The sequence below is a fragment of the Isoptericola variabilis 225 genome (assembly GCF_000215105.1).
Classification (GTDB): Bacteria; Actinomycetota; Actinomycetes; order Actinomycetales; family Cellulomonadaceae; genus Isoptericola; species Isoptericola variabilis_A.
Window position 1 is genome coordinate 3,162,856 of the sequence record NC_015588.1, and the last position, 18,110, is coordinate 3,180,965.

Annotated in this window: 15 protein-coding genes; 10 read left to right on the plus strand and 5 right to left on the minus strand. The window is 75.6% G+C overall.

Annotated elements, in window-relative coordinates; translation table 11 throughout:
- Nucleotides 1-76: 76 nt before the first annotated feature.
- Complete coding sequence (locus tag ISOVA_RS14555; protein WP_013839957.1) at nt 77-2,746, plus strand: lysylphosphatidylglycerol synthase transmembrane domain-containing protein; 2,670 nt, start codon at nt 77-79, stop codon at nt 2,744-2,746.
- An 89-nt stretch (nt 2,747-2,835) separates the two neighbouring features.
- On the opposite strand, the gene ISOVA_RS14560 is transcribed toward ISOVA_RS14555, so the two are convergent.
- Nucleotides 2,836-3,120, minus strand: coding sequence for an HU family DNA-binding protein (locus ISOVA_RS14560; protein WP_013839958.1), 285 nt, complete (start codon nt 3,118-3,120; stop codon nt 2,836-2,838).
- Nucleotides 3,121-3,344: 224 nt separating this feature from the next.
- Between ISOVA_RS14560 and idi the strand changes: the two genes are divergently transcribed.
- Nucleotides 3,345-3,893: an isopentenyl-diphosphate Delta-isomerase gene (gene idi, locus ISOVA_RS14565; RefSeq protein WP_013839959.1), complete on the plus strand. Its 549-nt coding sequence runs from the start codon at nt 3,345-3,347 to the stop codon at nt 3,891-3,893.
- Between the two features lie 94 nt (nt 3,894-3,987).
- Nucleotides 3,988-5,304, plus strand: a complete 1,317-nt coding sequence (locus ISOVA_RS14570) for an MFS transporter (protein ID WP_013839960.1) — start codon at nt 3,988-3,990, stop codon at nt 5,302-5,304.
- A 6-nt stretch (nt 5,305-5,310) separates the two neighbouring features.
- Here the strand turns inward: ISOVA_RS14570 and ISOVA_RS15740 are convergent, their stop codons facing one another.
- On the minus strand, nt 5,311-6,015 hold the full coding sequence (locus tag ISOVA_RS15740; protein WP_013839961.1) for a copper resistance CopC family protein: 705 nt from the start codon (nt 6,013-6,015) through the stop codon (nt 5,311-5,313).
- Between the two features lie 109 nt (nt 6,016-6,124).
- Here ISOVA_RS15740 and ISOVA_RS14580 point away from each other — a divergent pair, with 109 nt between their 5' ends.
- The 5 genes from ISOVA_RS14580 (at nt 6,125) to ISOVA_RS14600 (ending at nt 12,534) form a co-directional block, all read left to right on the plus strand.
- Entirely contained in the window at nt 6,125-8,176 is a 2,052-nt protein-coding gene (locus ISOVA_RS14580) for an NAD(+) synthase (RefSeq protein WP_013839962.1), read from the plus strand.
- 149 nt (nt 8,177-8,325) lie between these two features.
- The gene (locus ISOVA_RS14585; RefSeq protein ID WP_013839963.1) at nt 8,326-9,687 is read left to right on the plus strand and encodes a hemolysin family protein; all 1,362 of its coding nucleotides are present in this window, start codon (nt 8,326-8,328) and stop codon (nt 9,685-9,687) included.
- Complete coding sequence (locus ISOVA_RS14590; protein WP_013839964.1) at nt 9,684-10,730, plus strand: CNNM domain-containing protein; 1,047 nt, start codon at nt 9,684-9,686, stop codon at nt 10,728-10,730. Before ISOVA_RS14585 ends, ISOVA_RS14590 begins: the two co-directional genes overlap by 4 nt.
- Before the next feature lies 1 nt (nt 10,731).
- Nucleotides 10,732-12,015 carry a hemolysin family protein gene (locus tag ISOVA_RS14595; RefSeq protein ID WP_013839965.1) on the plus strand — a complete coding sequence of 428 codons (1,284 nt, stop codon included), beginning with the start codon at nt 10,732-10,734 and terminating at the stop codon, nt 12,013-12,015.
- 63 nt (nt 12,016-12,078) lie between these two features.
- Nucleotides 12,079-12,534, plus strand: coding sequence for a hypothetical protein (locus tag ISOVA_RS14600; protein WP_013839966.1), 456 nt, complete (start codon nt 12,079-12,081; stop codon nt 12,532-12,534).
- A gap of 14 nt (nt 12,535-12,548) precedes the next feature.
- Here the strand turns inward: ISOVA_RS14600 and ISOVA_RS14605 are convergent, their stop codons facing one another.
- Nucleotides 12,549-14,570, minus strand: coding sequence for a penicillin-binding transpeptidase domain-containing protein (locus tag ISOVA_RS14605; RefSeq protein WP_041294927.1), 2,022 nt, complete (start codon nt 14,568-14,570; stop codon nt 12,549-12,551).
- A 37-nt stretch (nt 14,571-14,607) separates the two neighbouring features.
- Here ISOVA_RS14605 and ISOVA_RS14610 point away from each other — a divergent pair, with 37 nt between their 5' ends.
- Complete coding sequence (locus tag ISOVA_RS14610) at nt 14,608-15,591, plus strand: M15 family metallopeptidase (protein ID WP_013839968.1); 984 nt, start codon at nt 14,608-14,610, stop codon at nt 15,589-15,591.
- On the opposite strand, the gene ISOVA_RS14615 is transcribed toward ISOVA_RS14610, so the two are convergent.
- The gene (locus ISOVA_RS14615; RefSeq protein WP_013839969.1) at nt 15,576-16,793 is read right to left on the minus strand and encodes a MalY/PatB family protein; all 1,218 of its coding nucleotides are present in this window, start codon (nt 16,791-16,793) and stop codon (nt 15,576-15,578) included. The genes ISOVA_RS14610 and ISOVA_RS14615 overlap by 16 nt on opposite strands.
- 126 nt (nt 16,794-16,919) lie before the next feature.
- Complete coding sequence (locus ISOVA_RS14620) at nt 16,920-17,588, minus strand: hypothetical protein (RefSeq protein ID WP_013839970.1); 669 nt, start codon at nt 17,586-17,588, stop codon at nt 16,920-16,922.
- Nucleotides 17,589-17,844: 256 nt separating this feature from the next.
- Between ISOVA_RS14620 and ISOVA_RS14625 the strand changes: the two genes are divergently transcribed.
- Entirely contained in the window at nt 17,845-18,084 is a 240-nt protein-coding gene (locus ISOVA_RS14625) for a hypothetical protein (protein ID WP_041294928.1), read from the plus strand.
- Nucleotides 18,085-18,110 lie beyond the last annotated feature (26 nt).

Below are 18,110 nucleotides of genomic sequence, written 5' to 3' on the forward strand. Positions count from 1 at the left end.
GCCCGGACGGGTGAACGACGCCCGCCACGAGCGAAACGTCGGGCCTGACCAGCCGGTGCGACCTAGACTCGCGGACATGTCCGGAGCGAGCGCCGCTGGCCCAGTGCGCGACCCCGCGCACGACCCGGCGCCCCCCACGGGCCCGCTGCAGGCCCTGCTGGCCGGCGACGCCGCGGCGCAGGAGGAGTCGGCCGCGCTGGTCCGCGTCGTGGACACGCCGGAGTCCCGCGTGCGCCACCCGTCCGACCTGCTCGGGATGGTCGTCAGCGCGGTGGGCGTGACGCTCGTGCTGGTGCTCTCGGTCGTCGCGCACGCGACGACGGAGGGCGTCACGCAGGACGTCCAGGGCTTCAACACGCTGCTCGGGCGGATCCTGTTCGTGCCCGTCCAGCTGCTCGAGGGCCTGGTCGTGCTCTTCGTGCCCGCGGCCGTGCTCATCGAGCTCGGGGTGCGGCGGCTGGGGCGCCAGGTCGTCGAGTCGATCTGCGCCGCGGCGCTCGGGCTGCTGCTCGGCATCGTCGCGGGCGTGCTGGTGGTGCGGCTCGGCAGCGACGAGCTCGTGCGCGGCCTGTCGGTGTGGCGCGACGGCGGGTGGCGGCTCACGATCCCGGGCTACGTCGCCGCGATCGCCGGCCTGCTCACGACGGCCGGGCCGCGCACCCGACGGCGCACCGTGCGCTGGTCGTGGAACGTGCTGTACCTGGCGCTGTTCATCGTGCTCATCACGGGCCAGGTCGCGCTGCCCGGCATCCTGGTGGCGCTGCTGCTCGGCCGGCTCGCGGGCCAGGCCGTCCAGTACGTCTCGGGCGTGCGCAGCGAGCGCGCCTACGGCGCCGACCTCGTCGCGGCCGTCCGCCGGGCGGGCTTCCGCCCGACGGCGCTCGTGCGGGTGCGCGACGTGTCGGCCGCCGCGCAGCCCGAGCCGCTCGACGACGCCGTCACCTCCTACGACGCCGACGGCGAGGTGGCCGGCCGCACGACGCTCGGCAGCCTGCGCGCCCCCACGGCGCCGCCCCTGGGTCCCGCGCCGGACGCCGCGCCCGCGGACCCCGCGGCCGTCGCGCTCACGCGCGCGGGCGACAACCGCGTCTACGCGATGTTCGACGACGACGGGGTGCGCCGCGACGTCGTCGTGCTCGACGGCGACCGCCAGGTCATGGGCGCCGTGCAGCGCGTCTGGCGTGCGCTGCGGCTGCGCGGCTTCGAGGGCCGCGCCGCGATCTCGCTCAAGGCCGCGGCCGAGCGCACGGCCCTCCTGTCCTACGCCGCGGCCGCCGCCGGGGTGCGCACGCCGCGCCTGCTCGGCATCGGCGTCGCGGACGACTCCGTGGTCCTCGTGCAGGAGCACGCGCGCGGGGCCGTGTCCCTGCGCGACCTGCCCGACGACGAGCTCCAGGGCCCCCGCGGGGACGCGGTGCTCGCCCAGGCGTGGGAGCAGCTGCGCCGCGCGCACGCCGCCGGGGTCACGCACCACGCCCTGACGCCAGACGTCGTGCTCGTGAGCCGCGACGGCCGCGGCGACCCGCACGTGTGGCTCACCGGCTGGGAGCAGGGCGAGATCGCCTCGGGCGCGCTCTCGCGCCGCATGGACCTGACGCAGATGCTCGCGCTCCTCGCGCTGCGCGTGGGGCCGCGGCGCGCGATCGCGTCGGCCGTGCGCGCGCTGCCCGACGAGGACATCGCCGCGATCGGCCCGCTGCTGCAGTCGATCGCGCTGCCGACCGCCACGCGCGTCGAGGTCAGGCGCGATCGCGGCCTGCTCGACGAGCTGCGCGCCGCGCTCGTCGAGCGGCTGCCGCAGGCCGACGTGCAGCCCCAGAACATCACGCGCTTCGGCGCCCGCACCGTCGTCATGGTCACGCTGACGATCGTCGCGATCGCCGTCGTCGTCACGACCATGAACTTCGAGGAGATCGCGGAGGCGGTCAGCACGGCGAACCCGTGGTGGGTCGGCATCGCGTTCGCGCTCGGCGCGATCACGTGGCTCGGGGCGGCGCTGACCTTCGTGGCGTTCTCGCCCGAGCGTCTGCCGCTGTGGCGCGCGACCCTCACCCAGATGGCGGGCTCGTTCGTCGCGCTCGCCGCACCCGCGGGCATCGGCCCGGCCGCCCTCAACCTGCGCATGCTCACGCGCCGCGGCGTGACCACGCCCATGGCCGTCGCGACCGTCGGGCTGGTGCAGGTGTCGCAGTTCGTCGTGACGGTGCTGCTGCTCGTCGTGCTGTCGATCTTCACGGGGTCGGGCGGCATCGTCGAGCTCCCGTCCACGACGGTGCTCCTGGCGATCACCGGCGTCGCGCTCGTGATCGTCGCGGTCCTGCTCGTGCCGCCCGCACGGCGGTGGGCGTGGAACCGGGCCAGCCCGATCCTCGAGCAGGTGTGGCCGCGCCTGTCGCAGATGCTCGGCCAGCCGACGCGCCTCGCGCTCGGCCTCGGCGGCAACGTCGTCATGACCCTCGGCTACGTGCTGGCGTTCGACGCCGCGCTCGCCGCGTTCGGGCGGTCGCTGTCGCTCGTCGACGTCGCGGTCATCTACCTCGTGGGCAACGCGCTCGGCGCGATGATGCCGACCCCGGGCGGCCTGGGCGGTGTCGAGGGGGCGCTCACGGCCGGCCTCACCGCGGCCGGCATCCCGGCGTCGATCGCGTTCTCCGTGACGATCCTGTACCGCCTGGTGACGTACTGGGGCCGGGTCCCGATCGGCTGGGTCGCGATGCGCCACCTCGAGCGCAAGGGCGACCTGTAGCGCAGCCGGCTCCGACGACGAGGGCCCGCCGCTCGCGCACGGCGAGCGGCGGGCCCTCGGGACGCCGACCTGCGCAGGTCAGCGGCAGATCACTTGGCGGCGACGGCCTTCTTGAGGAGCGAGCCCGCGCTGATCTTGACGCCGTGACCGGCCGGGATCGAGATCTCCTCGCCCGTGCGCGGGTTGCGACCCGTGCGGGCGGCACGCTCGACACGCTCGACGGACAGCAGGCCCGTGACCTTGACCGCCTCGCCCTTGCCGAGGGACTCGATCAGGACCTCCTGGAACGCGTTGAGGGCGCTCTCCGCGTCCGCCTTGCTGAGGCCGGACTTGGCAGCGATGGCCGAGACGAGCTCGGACTTGTTCAGCGACATGCGAATCCCTTCTGACGGTTCACGACGCACGGGACCCGCGCGTCGTCACGTTCTCAGTCTGACCGGCGGCAGGCCGGAAGACCGGGAACACACTAAGGAACATCCGCGGTTTCATGCGACTTTTCGCCCCGCGCGGCGCCCAGAACCACCCGCTCGGCGCCCGCCGGCCCCGGCCGGGCACGCCGCGGCTAGGCTGGCGCGGACCCGACGCGAGGAGGACCGTCATGACGCAGCCCCCGGACGAGGTCGTGCTGCTCGCCGACGACGGCACGCCCGTCGGCACGGCGCCGCGCGCGACCGTGCACCACGAGGACACGCCGCTGCACCTCGCGTTCTCGTGCTACCTCCTCGACGACGACGGCCGCGTGCTCCTGACCCGCCGCGCGCTCGTCAAGCGCGCCTGGCCTGGCGTGTGGACGAACGCGTTCTGCGGCCACCCGCGCCCCGGCGAGACGTTCGAGGACGCGATCCACCGCTACGCGCGGCACGAGCTGGGCACGACCGTGACGGGCCTGCGGCCCCTGCTGCCGGACTTCCGCTACCGCGCGGTCGACGCGAGCGGCGTCGTCGAGAACGAGGTGTGCCCCGTCTACGTCGCGCGCGTCGGGGGCCCGCTCGAGCCGAACCCCGACGAGGTCATGGACCACCGGTGGGTCGGCGCCGACGAGATGGTCGACGCCGTCGCGCGCGTGCCGTGGGCGCTCAGCCCGTGGATGGTGCTGCAGGTGGGCCGGTTCGACGCCGCGACGCTGCGCGCGGCGCTCGAGGCCTGAGCGCGCGGCTCCGGTCCCGGCACCGGTGAGTTCGACGCCCCGCGGGCGTCTGGAGTGGAGGACGGCGACGGCCGTCAGGACGGGAGGGCGCGGGGTGGGACGGCAGCAGCAGGAGACGCTCGGCGTGCGTCCGCGCGCGGCCCGGGAGCCCTCGCGGCGACGGCGCAACGTGGCGGCGCTCGTGGCGAGCAACGCGCTCGCGGGCGTCGGCGTCGCCGTCGGCGCCGCGGTGAGCGCGCTGCTCACCGAGCGGCTGGGCGGCACGTCGGTCGCGGGCGTGGCGCAGGCCGTCGGCGTCCTCGCGGCGGCGGTCGCGGCCATCCCGCTCGCCCGGCTCGCCGCGCGCCGCGGTCGGCGCACGGCCCTGGGCCTCGGCTACGGGGCCGCCGCGGTGGGCGCGCTCGTCATCGTGCTCTCCGCGGTGCTCGGGTCGCTCCTGGTCCAGCTCGCCGGCATCGCGCTGTTCGGCCTGGCGAACGCCGCGACGCTGCAGTCGCGGTTCGCGGCGGCCGACGACGCGCCCGCCGAGACGCGCGGGCGCACCATGTCCGTGGTCGTCTGGGCCACGACCGTCGGGTCGGTGCTCGGGCCGAACCTCAGCGCACCCGGCGACGCGCTGGGGCGCCGCCTGGGCGTCCCCGAGCTGGCGGGACCATTCCTGCTCGCGCTCGTCGCGCTGCTCGCGGCCGCCGCGGTCGTCGCCGCGCTCTACCGGGGCCCGGCGCGCGCCGACGCGCCGGACCCCGCGGTCGCCGTCGTGCCCGCGACGTCACGGCAGGCGATCGGCTGGGCCCGGCGGCACCCGGTCACGCGGTTCGCCCTCGTCATGCCCGCGTGCGCGCACGCCGTGATGATCGTCGTCATGGTCATGACCCCGCTGCACATGCAGCACGAGGGCATGACGCTCGAGCTCGTCGGGCTGGTCATCAGCCTGCACATCCTCGGGATGTTCGCGCTGAGCCCGGTGTTCGGGTGGCTCGCGGACCGGGTCGGCGGCGTGCGGACGGCGGCGGTCGGCACCGGGCTGCTCGCCGTCGCGCTCGCCCTGGGCGCAACGGCGGCGCTCGCCGACGGCGGTGCGGCCGGCGCCCACGCCGGGCACGCGGCGGACGGCGGCGCGCCGACCGAGGTCCTCACCGCGGTGGCGCTGCTCGTCCTCGGGCTCGGGTGGTCGGCGAGCGTCATCGGGGCCTCGGCGCTGCTCGCGTCGGTCGTCGAGCCGCACGTGCGCGTGCCCCTGCAGGGCGTCTCCGACGCGGCGATGAACTACGCGGGTGCGGCCGCCGCGGCGGCCGCGGGGACGGTGCTCGCGTGGGGCGGCTTCGGGGCGGTCAACGGCGTCGCCGCCCTCGTGCTCCTGCCCGCGCTCGCGATGCTCCTGCTCGCCCGCCGGAGCGCCGCCGCCGGGTGAGCCGGGTCAGTCCTGGCCGGCGGGGCCGTCGCCGCGGTGCAGCCGGCTGCGCGTGCGCCAGATCGCGGCCGCCGCGACGGCGACGATCGCGAGCAGGGCTAGCGCGAAGAGCCACGGCATCCCCGCGCCCTCGTCGGCCGCGTCCTCCGCCGCGGCCTCCGTCGGCTCGGCGGCCGGCTCGCTCGTCGCGGCCGTGTCGGCCGGCTCCTGCGTCGGCTCGGCCTCCTCGGTGGGCGACGCCGCGGGCTCCGGCTGCTCGGCGACGGTGAAGCCGTACGTGCCCTCGATGGGGTGCCCGTCGGACGACGCGACGCGCCAGGCCACCTCGTACGCGCCGCCCGGCAGGTCGGCGGGAAGCGTCGCGCGCACCTCCGGCCCGTCGACGGTCACCTCGGTGTCGACCTGCCCCTTGGGCGTGGTCACGACGACCTGGGTGCCCGTGTCGAGCACGGTGCCGCTGTACGTGAGGACGATCTGGACCGGCGGCGCGGTGAGCTGCGCGTCGGCCGGCGGGTCGGAGGCCTCGAGCCGGTCGTGCGCCGCGGCGGCCCCCGCCGTCACGACCCCGAGCGCGAGGCCCAGCAGCGTCACCGCGAGCGCCAGCAGCACGGCGACCGCGGCGCGCGCGCGGCCCCCGAGGACGGCGCGCGGCGCGACGGCGGCGCGGACGGACGGGGACGGGGTGCGGTTGCTCAGGGCGGTCGTCGGCACGAGGCGACCATAGACCCCGCGCGGTGCCGCGCCAAGACCGGCCGGGCGACGTCGGGCACGGCCGCACGGCCCGGCGGGCGGGCCGGGCGGTCGTTCCTAGACTCGGGGCGTGGACTTCTACTCCGCGTACGCCCACGGCTTCGCCCGGGTGGCCGCCTGCACCGTGCCCGTGTCCGTCGCCGACCCGCGGGCCAACGCCGCCACGATCCTCGCCGAGGCGCGGGCGTGCCACGACGACGGCGTCGCCGTCGCGGTGTTCCCCGAGCTGAGCGTGTCGGGCTACGCGCTCGACGACCTGCACCTGCAGGACACCCTGCTCGAGGCGACCTACGACGCGCTCGACGAGATCGTCGCCGCGAGCGCCACGCTGCGCCCGCTGCTCGTGGTCGGGGCACCGGTCGAGGTCGGCAACCGGGTGCTCAACTGCGCGGTCGTCGTGCAGGGTGGCCGCGTGCTCGGCGTGGCGCCGAAGTCCTACCTGCCGAACTACCGCGAGTTCTACGAGAAGCGGTGGTTCGCGCCCGGCGACGACCGGCGCGGCAGCACCGTCACGCTGCCGTTCGGGGACGCCGAGGACGTGCCGTTCGGGCCCGACCTCCTCTTCGCGGCCGACGACGTCGCGGGCCTCACCGTGCACGTCGAGGTGTGCGAGGACATGTGGGTCCCCGTCCCGCCGTCGGCCGAGGCGGCGCTCGCGGGGGCGACCGTGCTGCTCAACCTCTCGGCGAGCCCCATCACCGTGGCGCGGGCCGAGGACCGGCGGCTCATGGTCCGCTCGGCGTCCGCGCGCTGCCTCGCCGCGTACCTGTACGCCGCCGCGGCGCAGGGCGAGTCGACGACGGACCTGTCGTGGGACGGGCAGACGCTCGTCTACGAGGCCGGCGACCTGCTCGCCGAGACCGAGCGCTTCCCCGACGGCCCGCGGCGCGCGGTGGCCGACATCGACCTCGACCGGCTGCGCCAGGAGCGGCTGCGGATGGGGTCGTTCGACGACAACCGGCGCACCCTCGCGGACCGGGTCGGCGCCTTCCGCACGATCCGCTGGACGGTGCGCCCGCCGTCGGGCGACATCGGGCTGCGACGCAAGGTCGACCGCTTCCCGTTCGTGCCGGACGACCCCGAGCGGCTCGCGCTCGACTGCTACGAGGCGTACAACATCCAGGTCACCGGCCTGGAGAAGCGCCTGGACGCGATCGGGCACCCCAAGGTCGTCATCGGCGTCTCGGGCGGCCTCGACTCGACCCACGCGCTCATCGTGGCCGCGAGGGCGATGGACCGCCTGGGCCGGCCCCGCAGCGACGTCCACGCGTTCACGATGCCGGGGTTCGCGACGTCGTCGGAGACCAAGGAGCGCGCCACGCGGCTGGCCCGCTCGCTCGGCGTGACCTTCGAGGAGCTCGACATCCGGCCCGCGGCCGAGCAGATGCTGCGCGACCTCGGCCACCCGTACGGCGAGGGCGAGAAGGTCTACGACGTCACGTTCGAGAACGTGCAGGCGGGGCTGCGGACCGACTACCTGTTCCGGCTCGCCAACCACCGCGGCGGCATCGTGCTCGGCACGGGCGACCTCAGCGAGCTCGCGCTCGGCTGGTGCACGTACGGCGTCGGCGACCAGATGTCGCACTACGCGGTCAACACGGGCGTGCCCAAGACGCTCATCCAGCACCTCATCCGCTGGGTCGCGGACTCGGGGCAGTTCGACGCCGGGACGAACGACGTGCTGCGCGAGATCCTCGCGCAGGAGATCACGCCGGAGCTCGTGCCGACCGAGGAGGGCGCGGTCCCGCAGTCGACCGAGGCGTCCGTCGGCCCGTACGCGCTGCAGGACTTCTCGCTGTTCTGGACGCTGCGGTTCGGGTTCCGGCCGTCGAAGATCGCGTTCCTCGCCTGGCACGCCTGGCGCGACGCGACGGCCGGCGAGTGGCCGCCGAACTTCCCGCACGACGAGCGGTCGGCCTACGACCTGGCGACGATCCGACGGTGGCTCGGCGTGTTCGTGCGGCGGTTCTTCGCCTCGCAGTTCAAGCGGTCCGCGCTGCCCAACGGGCCCAAGGTCTCGCACGGGGGCACGATGTCGCCGCGCGGGGACTGGCGGATGCCGTCGGACGCGTCCGCCGCGGCGTGGCTCGCCGAGCTGGAGGCGAACGTCCCGGCACAGTGAGAACGGGCACAGCGAGAAGATCGGGAACTCCCCGCGCGCACGCAGCGTTGAGTCCGTCGGCACCGTCCGCGAACCCCCGGAAAGGCAATGGACAGCGACAGTAGTCCGAGCACCCAGGCCGACGACCACCTCCAGAGGAGGTGGGACCGATGACCTGGGTGCTCTCCCTGCTGCTCGGGATCGTCGTGATCCTGGCCATCACCGCCGCGACGGGCTACTTCGTCGCGCAGGAGTTCGCCTACATGGCGGTCGACCGCTCGCGCCTCGGCGCGCGGGCGCAGGCGGGTGACGCGACGGCCCGCCGGGCGCTGGACGTGACCCGGCGCACCTCGTTCATGCTCTCGGGCGCCCAGCTCGGCATCACGGTCACGGGCCTGCTCGTCGGGTACGTGGCCGAGCCGCTCGTCGGCGAGGCCCTCGGCGAGGCTCTCGGCGGCGTCGGCGTGCCGACGGGCGTCGGCGTCGCGGTCGGCACCGTGCTGGCCCTGCTCGCGTCGACGTTCATCCAGATGCTCTTCGGCGAGCTCCTCCCGAAGAACCTCGCCATCGCCCGCCCGGAGCCCGTCGCGCTCTGGCTCGCCCGGTCGACGAACGCGTACCTCGCGGCGTTCGGCTGGCTCGTGCGCGTGTTCGACGCCGCGTCGAACGCCCTGCTCCGGCTGCTCGGCATCGAGCCGGTGCACGACGTCGAGCACTCGGCGACCGCGCGCGACCTCGAGCACATCGTCGCGGACTCGCGCGAGAGCGGCGACCTGCCGCCCGACCTGTCCGTCCTGCTCGACCGCGTGCTCGACTTCCCGCGCCGCGACGTCGAGCACGCGATGATCCCGCGCGCCCGCGTCGACGTCGTGCAGGCGGACACCCCGCTGGCGCGCGTACGCGAGCTCATGGCCGGCGGCCACTCGCGCTACCCCGTTCTCGACGGGGACGAGAACGTGCTCGGCGTCGTCCACCTGACCGACCTGCTCACGGGCGACCGGCCCGCGGGCACGACCGCGGCGGACCTGCTGCGGCCCGCCCTCGTGCTCCCCACGACGATGGCGCTGCCCGACGCCCTGCGCGAGCTGTCCGCGACGCGCAACGAGATGGCCTGCGTCGTCGACGAGTACGGCGGGTTCGCGGGCGTGCTCACGCTCGAGGACATCGCCGAGGAGCTCGTCGGCGAGATCACCGACGAGCACGACGAGGACGAGCTGCGGCCGGTCGTGCCGCACGACGACGGCGCCTGGCTCGTGGCCGGCGACGTGCACGTCGACGAGGTCGAGCGCGCGATCGGCCGCGACCTGCCGGAGGGCGACTACGAGACGCTCGCCGGGCTGGCGATCGCGGCCCACGGCTCGCTGCCTGAGGTCGGCGACGTCGTCGCCGTCGAGCTGCCGTCCGACCCGGCGCACCTCGCGCTGACCGAGGCGCCCGAGCCCGAGACCGTGCGGCTCGAGGTGCTGGAGGTCGAGCGGCACGTGCCCTCGCGCCTGCGGGTCACCCTCTCCACGACGGAGGACGAGCGATGAGCAACCCCTGGGTCGTCCTGGCCGTCACGGCCGGCATCATCGCGCTCAGCGCGTTCTTCGTGGCCGTCGAGTTCGCCCTGCTCGCCGCCCGCCGGCACCGCCTCGAGGACGCCGCGTCCACGAGCCGGTCGGCGCGTGCGGCGCTGCGCAGCTCGATGGAGCTCACCGTGCTGCTCGCGGGCAGCCAGCTCGGCATCACCGCGTGCACGCTCGCGCTCGGCGCCACCACCAAGCCCGCCATCCACCACTGGGTCACGCCCGTCGTGGCCGGGTGGGGGGCGCCGTACTGGGTCGCGGACGTCGTGGGCTTCGCCCTCGCCCTCGTCGTCGTGACGTTCCTGCACCTGGTGGTCGGCGAGATGGCACCCAAGTCGTGGGCCATCGCCCACCCGGAGGCGTCCGCGACGCTGCTGGCCCTGCCGATGCGGGCCTTCATGGTCGTGACCCGGCCGGCGCTCGTCGCCCTCAACGAGGCCGCGAACTGGTGCCTGCGCCGCGTCGGCGTCGAGCCCGTGACCCACATGGCCACCGGGCAGAGCCCCGAGGACCTGCGGCACCTGGTCGAGCACTCGGCCAACGTCGGGGCGCTCGACGCGACCTACGGGGCGCACCTGTCGGGCGCGCTCGACCTGCGGCGCGACACGGTGGCCGACCTCGTCGCCGGTCACGACGCGCCGGTCGCCGTCGCGCACGACGCGCCCGCGCGCGAGGTCCGCGAGCTCGCGCGCACCTCGGGCCACCTGCGCCTGCTCGTCCGGCGCGAGGGCGCGACCCGCCCGACCGGCGTCGTGCACGTGCGCGACACGCTGCTGCTCGACGACGACGCCCCGGTCACCGAGGCCGTCCGGCCCGTCTTCGAGCTCGACCCCGCGACGCCCCTGCACGGCGCGCTGACGCGGATGCGCGAGACCGCCAGCCACCTCGCCGTCGTGCCCGTGGACGGCGACGAGGTCCGGGTCCTGACCCTGGCGGACGTGCTCGCCCGCCTGTTCCCGCGGACCGTGGCGCAGGGAGCGGCGTCCGCCCGGGCGGCGGAGGCCTGACGTGGACGGTGAAACCTGGGCGAACGTCGGCCTCGTGCTGCTGTTCATCCTCGTCGGCGGCGTCTTCGCCGGGACCGAGTTCGCGCTCGTGTCCCTGCGCGAGAGCCAGATCGACCAGCTCGAGCAGCGGGGCGCGCGCGGGCGGCGGGTGGCCGCCGTCGCGCGCGACCCGAACCGGTTCCTCGCGGCCGTGCAGATCGGCGTCACGGTCGCGGGGTTCTTCTCCGCCGCGTACGGCGCGTCGACGCTCGCGCCCGACGTCGCGCCCCTCCTCGCGGGGCTGGGCCTTCCCGACGCGCTGGCGTCCACGGCCGCGCTCTTCGGCCTGACGCTGCTCATCGCGTACGGGTCGCTCGTGCTCGGCGAGCTCGTGCCCAAGCGCATCGCGCTGCAGCGCTCGACCCAGTTCTCGCTGGTCGTCGGGCCGCCGCTCGACCGGTTCGCCACGCTCATGCGGCCCGTGATCTGGCTGCTGTCCCGGTCGACCGACGCCGTGGTGCGCCTGCTCGGCGGCGACCCGACGGTCCGCAACGACGAGATGAGCGGCGAGGAGCTGCGCTCGCTCGTCGTCTCGCACCGCGGCCTGCCCGAGGACGAGCGGCAGATCCTGGAGGACGTCTTCGCGGCGTCCGACCGGTCGCTCGGCGAGGTCATGCGTCCCCGCGGCGAGGTCGTCTTCCTCGCGGCCGGCACGGCGCTCGACGAGGCGGCCGAGCAGGCCCGGTCCGCGCCCTTCTCCCGCTACCCCGTGACCGGGGACGACTTCGACGACATCCTCGGCTTCGTCCACATCCGGGACCTGCTGCAGCCGCGGCGCGGCGCCCGGACCGTCGCCGACGTCACGCGGCCCGTGCTCGAGCTGCCCGTGACGAACCGCCTGCTGCCGTCCCTGTCGCTCCTGCGCCGCACCGGGACGCACCTCGCGGTCGTGGTCGACGAGTACGGCGGCACCGACGGCATCGTCACGCTCGAGGACCTCATCGAGGAGCTCGTGGGCGACATCCGCGACGAGTACGACCCGCAGGCCACCGTGCACGCCGAGGGCACCTTCGACGCGGGGCTCACGATCGAGGAGTTCGCCCGGTCGTCCGGGATCGAGCTCCCCGACGGCCCGTACGAGACGGTCGGCGGGTTCGTCCTGGCGGAGCTGGGACGCCTGGCGGAGGTGGGCGACGTCGTGGAGGCGGACGGCCACCGCCTCACGGTCACCGGGCTCGACGAGCGACGCATCCGCACCGTCACCGTCGACCGCGCGCCCGCCGAGGACGTGGCCGAGGACGTGTGAGACCCGGCACACCCGGGCCTCCGGGTTTGGCGGCGCGCGGCGCGGCGGGGTCGAATCGTTGCCATGCGCAAGCACCTTGCCGCGATCGCGGCCCTCTCCGTCGTACTCCTCGGCGCCTGCGCCGGCCCTGACCAGCCCGGCGCCGCGACGTCGCCCTCCGCCTCCGCCTCGGTCCCCGAGGCGCCCACCGAGTCCGGCCCCGAGCCGATCAGCACCGTGCAGACCTGCGCCGGCTACTACGACGGCGGCGAGTACTCGGTCGACCACCGCGTCACCACCTGGGGCCCCGAGCTCGGCGGCCTCGACGAGGAGGGCGGCGTCCAGGTCACGGTCGTGCGCGACCGCCTCCAGTCGCTGCTCCTCTACGCGAACGACGAGACCACGCCCGCGCTCGCGGCGATCCAGGTGCCGTTCCAGAACGCGCTGTCGAACGGCGCGGGCAACCCCGAGCAGGTCGCCGAGGCGGCCGCCGCGTTCCGCACGCTGTGCGAGGACGCCGGCTACGAGTTCACCCGCTGACGTCCTCCCGGGGGTCAGAGGGCGGCGAGGAACTCGCCCAGGAGCGGGCCGGCGGTCGTGGACCCGAGCTCGCCGTCCTCGACGAACACGGCCACCGCGAGGTCGTCGACGATCGCGACCATCCACGCGTGCTGGCGCGACCCGTCGCCGTACTGGGCGGTCCCGGTCTTGGCGCCGACGATCCCCGGCACGTCGGCGAGCGCCGACGCGCTGCCCTCGGTCACCACGCCGCGCATGAGGTCGCGCAGCGTCGCGGCCTCGTCCGCGGTGAGGCCCGACGGCGCGACGTCGCTCGGCGCCGACGTGCCGGCCGCGGCCGACGCGGCGTCGTCGGCGCCCTCCTCGGGCGTGGCCGCGAAGGCGCCGTCGGGCCGCACGAGCACGGGCTGCACGCGCTCGCCCGCGGCGACGCTCGCCGCGACCGTCGCCATCGCGAGCGGCGAGGCGAGCACCTCGCCCTGGCCGATCATCGCCTCGGCGTGCGCGGTGCCGCTCGCCTCGGTGGGCACCTCGCCGAGGAACGCGGGCGCGCCGACGGCCGACGGCACGCCGAGGCCCAGGTCGGCGGCCGCGGCGGCGATCGCGCCCTGGTCGACGACGTCGCGCTGCGCGATCATCGCCGTGTTGCACGAGTGCGCGAACGCGGTGGACAGCGGCACCTGCCCCAGCGCCGAGCTCGGGTACCCCGGCACGTTGCGGTAGGTCCGCCCGTCGACCGTGAGGGTGGACGTGCACTCGACCGTCGAGTCCGGCGTGAGGCCCGCGCGCAGCATCGCGAGCGCGTCGACGATCTTGAACGTCGAGCCGGGCGGGTACTGGCCGAGCGTCGCGGTCGACCAGCCCTCGCCGCCCGGTCCGCTCGCGGCCGCGAGCACCTCGCCGGTCGAGGGGCGGACGGCGACGATCGCGCTCGCGGGCCCGACGTCGGACAGCACCTCCTCGGCGTGGCCCTGCAGGGCGACGTCGAACGTCGTCGACAGCGGCGTCCCGTGGACCGGCTCGACCGAGAACGCGACGCGCACGACGTCGTCCTCCCCCGGTTCGCCCTCGGCCGCCGCCTCGGCCGGCACGACGTTGACCGCGATGCCGTCGACGCCCGCGAGCTGCTCGTCGTACTGGCGCTGCAGGCCCGAGAGGCCCGTGATGTCGCCGGCGCGCACGCGGCCCTCGGACTCCTCGACGATCTCCGCGGTCGCCTCGCCGGCGCGGCCCAGGATCGGCGCCGCGAACGTGCTCGTGGGCGCGAGGATCATGGTCGACGGGATGACGGCGACGCCGCGGATCTCGCGCGCGTCCTCGACCGTGAAGTGGGTGCCCGGGTTCTCCTGGCGGATGGTGATCGCCTCGACGAAGGCCTTCTCGCCCGCGGCCTGGACCTGCGCGACGAACTCGTCGGCGTCGCGCCCGACGAGCTCGGCCACGGCCCGCGCGGCCGGCTCGAGGACCTCGGGCTCCGTGTGCATCTTGTCGATGCCGATGCGCCAGACGGCGCGCTCGGTCACGAGCGGCTCGCCGGCGCCGTCGAGGATCTCGGCCCGCTCGGCGCGCAGCCGGTCGACGTCGAGACGCTCGCCGCCGGCGAGGTCCGGCACGAGGAGGTCGGGCTCCCACACGACCTGCCACCGGCCGGGCGAGTCGCTGCCCTCGGACGGCTCCGCGAACGCGAGGTCCGCCGTCGTCGTGTACTCCCAGCGTGCGGCGTCGGTGAGCTGCCAGCTCCAGGCGAGCGTCGCGGACGCGGTGACCGTGCCGTCCTCGCCCTCGACCACGTCGCCCACCTCCGCGACGCGCACCGCGCGCTCGCGCTCACCGGTGGTCTCGACGAGCGGCTCGAGGACCTCGGTGAGCTGGGTCTGCGGGTCGGACGACGTCGACACGACGAGCTCGACGCCGGACAGGTCGCCCTCCTGCAGCGCGGCGGCCAGCGCGGTCGCCGCGTCCGACGCCGGCGGCCGATCGGGTCCCGTGCACGCCGCGAGCACGGCCGCGACCGGGACGAGGGCACAGGTCAGCACGAGGCGGGAGCGACGGCGCACCCTGGTGAGACTAGCGGCCGGATGGCAGTCTGGGGGCATGCGCGTGCGACGAGGACTGGCCGCTGCGGGGATCGCGGCGGCGCTGGTCGTCTCCGGGACCGTGGCCGCGCAGGCCGCGCACGCCCCCACCCCGACGTCGGTGTCGTCGTGGCGCGAGCACGACGTGCGCCGCGCGGGGACGGTGTGGGCCGACGTCGTCACGGTGACGCCCGCGCTCGGCCGCACGGTCGAGCTGCAGGAGCGGGTCGACGGCGCGTGGGTCACGCGCTCGACGCTGCGGCTCGACACCGGGCACGCGGCCAGGCTGACCGTGCGGCTCACGTCGCACTGGGCCGAGCGACCCGTGACGTGGTGGCGCCTGCACCTGCCCGCGACCCCCACCGCGGCCGCGGCGACCACCCCGGTCAAGCGCGTCGAGGCACGGTGGGCCCCGAGCGACGACCCGGCGAGCCCGCAGGTGCTCGTCAACAAGCAGCGCCCGCTCGACCCGGTCGACTGGGCGCCCGACGATCTCGTCACGCCCGACGTCCCGACCTTCGACCGGCACTTCGAGCTGCGGCCCGTCGCGGCGCGGGCGCTCGAGCGGCTCGCCGCCGCCGCGCACGCCGCGACGGGGCAGCGCCTCGTCCTCGCCTCCGGCTACCGGCCCTACGCCTACCAGCAGGAGCTCTACGCGCGGTACGTGCGGCAGCACGGCCCGGACGCGGCGGACGAGTTCTCCGCCCGTGCCGGCCACTCGGAGCACCAGACCGGGCTCGCCGCCGACGTGACCGCCGAGGGCGTGCGGTTCACCGAGGTCGGCTCGACCGCGCTCGGCCGGTGGCTCGCCGACCACGCCTGGGAGCACGGCTTCGTCGTCCGCTACCCCGAGGGCGGCGAGGCGCTCACGGGGTACCGCCCCGAGCCCTGGCACCTGCGCTACGTGGGCCCCGAACTCGCCGCCTACGTGCACCACGGCGGGTTCGTGACGCTCGAGGACGCGTTCGGCGTCGACCCCGCGCCCGACTACCCGCGACGGTAGGCGGCCTCGGCGAGCGCGGCCGCGACGCGCCCGACGCCGTCGGCGAGGATCTCCGGCGTCGTGGCGAGGTTGAGCCGCATCCACCCCGCTCCCCCGGTACCGAACGTGCGGCCGTCCGCGAGCGCCACCTTGCCCCGCCGCAGCAGGAGGCGGTGCGGGTCCTCGCCGTCGGGCACGGCGTCGCGCAGGTCGAGCCACGCGAGGTACGTCGCCTCGGCGGGCTGCACGCGCACGGCGGGCGCCTGCTCGGCGAGGAGCCGCGTCGCGACGGCGCGGTTGCGCGCGACGCCGGCCAGCAGGGCGTCGAGCCACGCGTCGCCCTCGCGGTAGGCGGCGGCGTGGGCGAGCACGGCCACGTGGTTGACCGCGTGGCCCGCGACCTCGGGGATGCGCCGCAGGTCGTCCGCCGCACCGGGCCCGGCGACGGCCACCGCCGCGCGCAGCCCCGCGAGGTTGAACGCCTTCGACGCCGAGTGCACGGCGATCGCCCGCTCGCTGCCCGGCACGGACAGCAGCGGCACGAACGGGGCCGAGGTGCCGCCGTCGGGCACCCGCTCGAACGTGAAGGGGGCGTGCACCTCGTCCGCGACGACACGCACGCCGTACCGGTCGGCGAGCGCGAGCACGGCCTCGAGCTCGGCGCGCGTGTGGGCGGTGCCCGTGGGGTTGTGGGGGTTGCACAGCAGGAGCACGGCCCGGCGGCCCGAGCCGGGGCCGGAGCCGTGCGCCGCCGCACCCGTCGCCTCCGCGAAGGCCGCCTCGAGCACATCGAGGTCGAGACGACCGTCGCGCAGCGGCGCCTCGACGACCTGCCGCCCCTCGGTCCGCGCGTACGCGTAGAACGGCGGGTAGACGGGCGGGGTCACGACGACGGCGTCGCCCGGCGCGGTGAGCACGCGCAGGACCTCGACGATGGCGACCATGACGTCGGGCAGCGTGCGGCTCGTGCCGACGTCGGGCACCCAGCCCCACCGGCGCTCCGCGAACGGTGCGAGCGCCTCGGCGTACGTGGTGCCGACGTCGTACCCCGTGTCGCCGTCGACGAGCGCGCGCGTCACCGCGTCGATGACGAACGGCGCCTGCGGCACGTCCATCTCGGCGACGAACATCGGCAGCACGTCGGGCGGGTACGCGCGCCACTTCACGGAGGTCCGACGGCGGAGCTCGTCGAGCGTGAGCTGGTCCAGCGGGGAGTCGGTCACGACTCCCGGTCTACCAGACGACGGCCGCGGAACGGGTGAGCGGGCGGCCCGGCCGGGTGCACGAGCACGCCGCGGCGGCGCGCCCGCGCACGCGCGTTCGTGACGTCGCGCGCCGGACGGGTTCGCTCAGACCTCCGCCGCGGCGGGCTTGACCACCGGCGCCCAGACCTCGGGCGCGAGCGCGGGCGGCGCGTCGTCCGAGCGCCCGGCCCACCGGCGCGCGTCCTCGATCGTCGCCGTGAGCAGCTCGCGGAGCCGGTCGTCGACGTCGGGCACGAACGCCTCGCTGATGCCCTGGACCGCCGTCGACACGACCGACGGGGCGGCGTCGCGCACGAACCGCTTGGGCCGCACGTGCGTGCCCTCGCAGAAGCGACGGGCCCACTCCGCGGTCCGCGGGACGGCCGCGAGCGCCTCCTCGCTCTCGGGCGCGAGCGTCCCGGGCGGGCGCTCGTCGAGCACGTCGAGCATGCGCTCCGCCCCGATGATCGCAACCGCGAGCGTCTGCTGCCGGTCCGCCGGGGCCACGGGCAGGGCCGTCTGCGCGGCCCGCAGGGCGATGCGGACGTCCCAGTGCGGGTCGTCGCTCGTCAGCCCGATGACGGACGGGATGAGCGGCGCCAGCTTCGGGCGCGCCTCGTCCGACGTGAGGTCGTTGACCGCGCGCGCGAGCATCGCCAGCAGCGGGTGCGTGCACTGCGGGTGGTCGCTCCACCGTTCGCCCGCGAGGAAGGACGCGAGCTCCATGAAGCACGCCCCCTTCTTCGGGTTGCGGTGCTTGCCACGTCCCAGCATCGGCAGGGCGTCGAACGTTCCTGCAACAGATCCAGCCACGAGTCCACCCCCGTATCGGTCCGGTCCCTCCAGTGTGCGACCGGTGTGACGTAGGTCGCAACGGCTGGCGCGCCCACAGAGCCACCTCAGACGTACCTCACCCCTCTCCGGCACGCGTCTGAGGTACCCGCACCTGCAGGTATGGGCGATCGCCCGATCCGCGGACCCCCACCTCAGGACGACCGTGGAGGTACATCACGAGGAGAGGGACGAGACGATGAACCAGCTGTGGGGACCCGCCCTGGAGGCGGAGCTCGAGTACCGCCGCGAGCGCGCGGCACGCTCGTACGGGGCGCCGGGGCCGTGGACGCGCCTGCGGGCACGGCTCGCGACGCGGCGACGCGACGCGGTGCGCCGGGTGGAGGCCCGTCCGGAGGCGACCGCGCGCCGGGCCGCGCAGATCGAAGGAGCGCTCGACGCCCTGCGGCTCGAGCGCCTCGCGCGTCGCGCGGCCTGAGCGCCCGATGACGACGTCGGCGCAGC

Excerpts from the sequence above, each read along its gene's own strand:
- ISOVA_RS14555 (WP_013839957.1), top strand. The coding sequence starts at position 77 with ATGTCCGGAGCGAGCGCCGCTGGCCCAGTGCGCGACCCCGCGCACGAC.
- ISOVA_RS14560 (WP_013839958.1), bottom strand. The coding sequence starts at position 3,120 with ATGTCGCTGAACAAGTCCGAGCTCGTCTCGGCCATCGCTGCCAAGTCC.
- idi (WP_013839959.1), top strand. The coding sequence starts at position 3,345 with ATGACGCAGCCCCCGGACGAGGTCGTGCTGCTCGCCGACGACGGCACG.
- ISOVA_RS14585 (WP_013839963.1), top strand. The coding sequence starts at position 8,326 with ATGACCTGGGTGCTCTCCCTGCTGCTCGGGATCGTCGTGATCCTGGCC.
- ISOVA_RS14590 (WP_013839964.1), top strand. The coding sequence starts at position 9,684 with ATGAGCAACCCCTGGGTCGTCCTGGCCGTCACGGCCGGCATCATCGCG.
- ISOVA_RS14600 (WP_013839966.1), top strand. The coding sequence starts at position 12,079 with ATGCGCAAGCACCTTGCCGCGATCGCGGCCCTCTCCGTCGTACTCCTC.
- ISOVA_RS14610 (WP_013839968.1), top strand. The coding sequence starts at position 14,608 with ATGCGCGTGCGACGAGGACTGGCCGCTGCGGGGATCGCGGCGGCGCTG.
- ISOVA_RS14620 (WP_013839970.1), bottom strand. The coding sequence starts at position 17,588 with ATGCTGGGACGTGGCAAGCACCGCAACCCGAAGAAGGGGGCGTGCTTC.
- ISOVA_RS14625 (WP_041294928.1), top strand. The coding sequence starts at position 17,845 with ATGAACCAGCTGTGGGGACCCGCCCTGGAGGCGGAGCTCGAGTACCGC.